General features: G+C 50.8%; 2 protein-coding genes. One reads left to right on the forward strand and one right to left on the reverse strand.

Features of this window, described 5'->3' with window-relative positions; translation table 11 throughout:
- Positions 1-31 precede the first annotated feature (31 nt).
- Complete coding sequence (gene dinB, locus ACJ8HT_RS23475; RefSeq protein WP_197653526.1) at positions 32-1,165, reverse strand: DNA polymerase IV; 1,134 nt, start codon at positions 1,163-1,165, stop codon at positions 32-34.
- Between the two features lie 371 nt (positions 1,166-1,536).
- Between dinB and ACJ8HT_RS23480 the strand changes: the two genes are divergently transcribed.
- Positions 1,537-6,445 (forward strand): hybrid non-ribosomal peptide synthetase/type I polyketide synthase (locus ACJ8HT_RS23480; RefSeq protein ID WP_442520136.1); only part of this gene is annotated, 4,909 nt, incomplete at its 3' end.

A 6,445-nucleotide genomic window follows, 5' to 3' on the forward strand; every position in this document is an offset into this window, starting at 1 on the left:
CAATCCTATTTGCGGTTGATTAATATGTTGCCTATTGCGTCGAAAAAAGTTCTAATTGACTATCAATGCTCTCTTCAAACTTGATGCCAATGCCGATGAGCCGTATCGGTTTTTTGACATCATGATGCATGGAGAGCAGTTGCGCTTTGAGTATTTCAGCGGTTTCTTTGTTAATGAGCCTGTTGGTTATGAGCGTGTCAGATTCATGGGGGGGGATCCCAATGGCTCGGGTAAGGGTCTCAAAGTCGTTAAATCTTATCTTCACTGATACATGTGATATTCTGCGCTGCCAAAAATGGAAGTCATCCAGCTCTGCCAGCCTTAGGTTGTAGTTTGATACTAATCCATCGATTTCTTTGGTGATTTCTTCATTATCGTAAATGGGGTCGTAGAATGTCTTTTCTATTCCAAATGATTTTCGCTGGCTTTTTTCCTTAACGACGGCATTGGACACGCCGTGACACGCCTCTAAGAGCTTCAATGCGGTGCGCTTGCCAAAAAGATTAATGAGTTCGGTAATGTCTCGTTCAACAACATCGCCGCAAGTGGATAATCCAATTTTTTTCAGTTTCTCATAACCGACTTTCCCCACGCCGGGTATTTTTATCAACGGCAGGGTTTTCATAAAATCATCACGCATGTCCGGCGTAATGACGAAAAGTCCGTTGGGCTTATTCCAGTCACTGGCTATTTTTGCGAGCATTTTATTAAACGACACACCGGCACTGGCCGTTAATCTTAATGTTTCGAAAATATCATTTTTTATGCTTTGTGCAATTAGCGTTGCCGAACCATTATGCAGGTGGCTATCGGTAACATCAATATATGCCTCATCAAGCGAAATAAGCTGTATTTTCTCTGAATACTTACGATAAATAACGCTGAGCTGATTGGATATCAACTTATATTTAGCGAAGTCTGGATGAATCAACACGAGTTCAGGGCAGAGTTTAAAAGCTTCGTACGTTGACTGAGCGGCCCGAACGCCAAACTCTCTGGCTTTATAGTTACTGGTGCAAAGGATCCCTTGGGTTTTTGTTGGGCCGCCGATGGCGATGGGGAGCTCTCTCAGCGCCGGATTGTCGCGCATCTCTACCTGAGCATAGAAACAGTCCATATCAATGTGAATGATTTTGAACCTGCGCTGTTTGAAGTTAAGCATCATCCTGAATCGCTTTAGATAGTATTAATGTAGCTTATGAGATTTCCCCATTGCAATATAAGGGATATGAATGTGTATGTCTACATATGTTAAGGCATTGTGATGATTTTTCCTTTTTAAACTAAGCGGTTACGTGATAGTGAGAATTATCCTAAAAAACAATTGATGTAAAAATCACAGTAAAATCATTATGTTGCCTTGGTGTTGTTCGATTCTGCAGTTGCTTTCTGGAATGGCGATGGTTTCAGAGATTTGCAGCCCTTATTACGTTTTGGAATGTTTTATAAGATTTCACTTTTAATTTACATTAGCAGAATGTAATCATAAAAAAGGATAAGTAACTCTCAATTGTTAACATACCTCCAGGAAGCCCCATGAAGACGATGGAAAAAGTCAGCAAAATTTCACCTATCGACGTGCTTGCCCAGGTTTTAGACATCCCCCTTTCTGAATTAGTCAAAATGGCATCAACTCTGTTCGGCATGCTTGGCATTGACTCATTAACGGCTACGCGGGTGCGCGGCATGCTTAAACCGGCACCCTCATACCAAGAGCTCTACGGTCTGACTGTTGGGCAAGTTATTGAAAGACTTGGCGCATCTTTTTATGCAACCGATGACGACGCTGCTGGCCAGCGCCGAGAGCGCAACGATTCTGACTCCATCGCACCACTGACGCCTATGCAGGAATCTTATATTCTGGGAGCCGAACGAGATTGTTCATGCCAGGTATACAGCGAATTTGATGTTGAAGGTCTTGATGTAGACGCTTTTAAACGCGCCGTAACGTCTGTCATTGATGATGAACCCATGTTACATGCCGTTATTGTTAATGGTAATCAGCAAAAATTAATTGACCGCTATGCAAAACGTCATGAGTTCTCATTTCCTGTCGACAATGTCACCGATTTAGATTTGCGCCGCTCAGAATGCATTAGTGCTGTGAAGCATACCGACGAGGTTTTCTGGGGGATCCAATTGACGCGAATAAGCGCCAAGATGACTCGTATCCACATTATGCTGGATATGCTGTTCATTGATGCGACCAGCGCAATGATATTATGTCAGCGAGTGATTGAAAGGTATAACGCGTCGATTGATGGCATTGAATTTACCGCGCAAGAGCTTCCACCATTAAGATTTTTTGATTACTGCCGAGCTGGAGTTAATGGAGACGTATCACAGGCGTCATTATCATACTGGGAAGAAAAGGTGAAAACGATTCCCGGCCCGCCGCAGATCCCTCGAGTTAAATATGAAGTTAGTCAGAATGCAAATTTTGATCGATGTGCCGCTACGCTAAACGGCGATGATTGGGAGAGGATAAAGGGTATCGCCGGGCATTTGCAGATTACGCCTAATTCAATTTTATTATCGGCATTTGCGGAAGTGCTGCGTCTGTATTCTGAAAACCCTGAATTCACGATTACCGTGACGATGTCTGAACGCCCGGTTGCGATAAATAACGATTATTCCGGCGTTGTCGGCGAGTTCACCAACGTCTTGTTGTGCCCGGTCACATCGGCCGCCGGCAGGGGCATTGTTGAGCAGGCGGTAAGCTTCCACCAGACGCTGTCGGCTGGGCTGGAGCACAGCGATATTAATGGGTTGGATGTGATTCGGATGTTGCGTAAACACCACAATGATCCGCACCTGACTTTCCCTATAGTATTTACGTCTTTCATCGGCATTATCAAGCCAGGTTTAGAATTAACCGGCTGTAACACGAAACTTAATTATCAGCAGACACAAACGCCGCAAATTTCTTTGGACCATCAGGTTTACGAAACGGATAACGGCCTGCAGATTAATTGGGACTACGATGGACGAGTGCATCAGGGCGAACAGATCGCTGAAATGCTCCGGTGTTTCCATTGTGTATTGGAGAATGTCGCGCTTAACCAGTCGCAATCTGTGGTATTACCGCCGGAGCTCATGCAATTACGTGAAGAAATGAATGACACGGGTTGCGAATTTGATGAATTGGAGAAGGGGTTACTGCATCAACCGGTAATAAAGGCGGCGAAAGCTTTTCCGGATAAAATCGCCGTTATCGATCAGTCGGTGAGCCTCACTTATCGTTCATTAATTTCCGTGGCGAATGCAATAGCGGTAAAACTCCAGGATATCGGCATCGGGCCTGGGCATTCTGTTGCAGTCGTGCTCGAGAAAGGATGGGAGCAAGTCGCGGGGACGTTAGGGATATTAATGACGGGGGCCTGTTACCTGCCTTTAAACCCCAGCAATCCCGACGATCGCCTCCGCAGCATCATGCAGCTGGCAGGTTGCCAGGTCGCTTTAGTCCATGACAGGACATTGTCGCCGGAGCGTGATTGGTATGTCGGCGGCGACGGGCAATCACCGACGACAATCAACGTGCATGTCGATTTGGCCCGAGAGATTGAAAATAGAGAAGCAGCGTCGGTTGCCATCGATCCTCATTCATTGGCCTATATCATCTTTACTTCCGGTTCGACCGGCGTGCCCAAAGGGGTTGAGATTGCGCACCATGCGGCGTTGAATACTTGCCTGGACATTAACCAACGCTTTGCTCTTGGCCAGGAGACGGTGACGTTTGGCATTTCCTCCCTCAGTTTCGATCTATCCGTATGGGATATCTTCGGCACATTAGCCACCGGCGGTACGCTGGTTGTTTGCAAGCCGGATGGCACGCGCGATCCGGACTACTGGTGGCAGCAGATCCAACAACATCATGTGACGGTCTGGAATACCGTGCCTACGTCCTTCGAAATGCTGATTGCGGCCAGCCAACCGGAGTATGTCATGCCGCTGAAAAGGGTGATGCTCAGCGGCGATGCCATCAGTATGGCCATGGTTGACAATGCGATGGCACGTTATCCACAGCTTCAAATTATTGCTCTCGGCGGCGCGACCGAAGCGTCGATATGGTCGAACTATCATGTCGTGACGGCCGATTCTCACTTGCTTGGCACGGAGCTGGTACCGTACGGGCGGCCTTTATCCAATCAAACGATGCACGTACTGGATGCGGATCTGCAATATCGACCGACGGGAGTGGTCGGCGATATTTACATCGGTGGCAAAGGGGTGGCGGAAGGGTACTTCCGCGATCCGACATTAACCGGCGAGAAATTTGTTCACACCGAACGCTATGGGCGGCTGTATGAAACCGGCGATCTTGGCCGATATCTGCCGAATGGAGAAATAGAGATTGTCGGGCGCAAAGATTCGCAGGTGAAAGTGGGCGGGCACCGTGTCGAGTTGGCGGAAATCGAAAATTGCGCGCAGCAACTCAGCGAAGTTCAACGCGCTGTTGCGGTACATATTCCTGGTGCCGGTGCCCGCGTGGTCGGCTTTGCGACCGCTAATGCCGATGAGGCGAAGACGGGCCTGGAGGAAAAACTCCGTATCCATGTTGAACAGCTGTTGCCTGATTATATGGCACCCCAGGTGTGGATTGTGTTGGATGCGATCCCGTTAACGGCTAACAATAAAGTGGATATGAAAAAGTTGCGCAGCATCGCGCAAACCTTGCCGGCGGAGGGGGAGGAAAGCGACACCGGCGTGGAAACGTCCAGCGAGGCCGCTCTGGTGCTGCAACTCGCCGCACAGGTACTGGATGTGCCGGTTGGCACGCTTTCGGCGAGCCGCAGCTTAATCGAACAGGGGCTGACCTCACTGTATGCGGTTCAACTGATTAACATGTTGAAAAAAGCCTGGAATACGCCTCTCTCTTATACCCTGATCTTTAATTACCCGAGCGCGGTGAAGCTGGCGGCATTCCATCGGGGCCAACTGAGCAACCCGCATGGTACCGCGTCGGCGGCAACGCGTCCGACACCCAATTATCATGCAGAGCCGATTGCGATTATCGCGCGAGCATGCCGTCTGCCCGGCAATGTCGGCTCTCCCGATGAATTCTGGCATATGCTGTCGTCCGCTACCGATTGCATGTCCGACATCCCCGCTTCTCGTTTTGATATCAGCCCAATCTATGACACGAATCCCGACACACTAGGAGCGGCCTATACCCGTCGCGGCGCTTTCATCGAACGCGCCGAGAGCTTCGACTATGCCTGGTTTGACTTGCCTCAGGCGGAGGCAAGAACGATGGATCCTCAACAGCGCATTATGCTGGAGGTGGCCTACGAGGCGTGTCTGGCGGCAGGTTATGACAGGGAAAAACTTTCAGGCTCTTCAACGGGTGTGCTCATCGGCCAGATGAACTACGACTGGATGATGGATTTCGGTCATACGAAAGAGTACGCGGGAACCGGCGCCGCACCGTCCATCACCTCTAACCGCATCTCTTACCTGCTCGATCTGGCCGGCCCCAGCATGACCATTGATTCAGCCTGTTCGTCCTCGTTGGTGGCGGTCGACGCTGCGGTGGCCAAGTTGCGCAGCGGCGCCTGCAGGATGGCGATCGCCGGCGGCGTCAACTTAATCCTTTCGCCAGAACCTTACGTTTTTACCTGTCAGGCGAAGATGCTGAGCGTCGACGGACGGTGTGCAACTTTCGATGCTCAGGCCAACGGCATTGCCCGCGGCGAAGGCGTCGGCGCGGTGGTACTGAAACGTTTGTGCGATGCGGAAGCCGACGGCGATCCGATCCTGGGCGTTATCAAAGGTTGTGCCGTGAATCAGGATGGGCGCAGCGCTTCACTTACTGCGCCTAACGGCCTGGCGCAAGAGGCCGTGATCCGACAGGCATTGCAGGAGGCGGGATGGCAGGGTGCCGACTTGGACTATGTCGAGTGCCACGGCACCGGCACGCCGTTGGGCGATCCGATCGAGATAGAAGCGTTGAAGAATGTGTTGGCCGTCGATCGCAAAAAACCTGTGGTGCTGGGATCGGTGAAGACCAATATCGGTCATCTGGAAGGCGCGGCCGGCATTACTGGGTTGATTAAGGCTCTGGAGGTCTTGCGCCATCGTGAAGCGCCGGCGAACCTTCATTTCCAAACCCTTAATCCAAAAATTAATTTGAGCGGTTTTGCGGCGGTGGTGCCGGTCAAACCTACCCGTATCGGTAGCCACGATCGGAAGGAGGCCGTCCGGGTGGGGGTTTCTTCATTTGGTTATGGCGGCACCAATGCGCACGTGGTGCTGGAATCCTACGACCAGCCGTCAGGCAAGGCGCGCGCACGCCAGGATGCCTGGCTGTTTACCGGTCAGGGGGTGCTGCAGTCCGGCGCCGGCGCCGCGCTGTACGCGGCGGATCCGGTGTTCCGCGAGGCGCTGGAAGATTACGTCGCGCAGCTGGCGGCATGGGTGGACGCGCCGCTGCTGCAATGGTTGC

It is taken from the genome of Serratia sp. CY44782, from assembly GCF_052168715.1.
In the GTDB taxonomy this organism is placed as follows: domain Bacteria; phylum Pseudomonadota; class Gammaproteobacteria; order Enterobacterales; family Enterobacteriaceae; genus Serratia; species Serratia nevei.

Excerpts from the sequence above, each read along its gene's own strand:
- dinB (WP_197653526.1), bottom strand. The coding sequence starts at position 1,165 with ATGATGCTTAACTTCAAACAGCGCAGGTTCAAAATCATTCACATTGAT.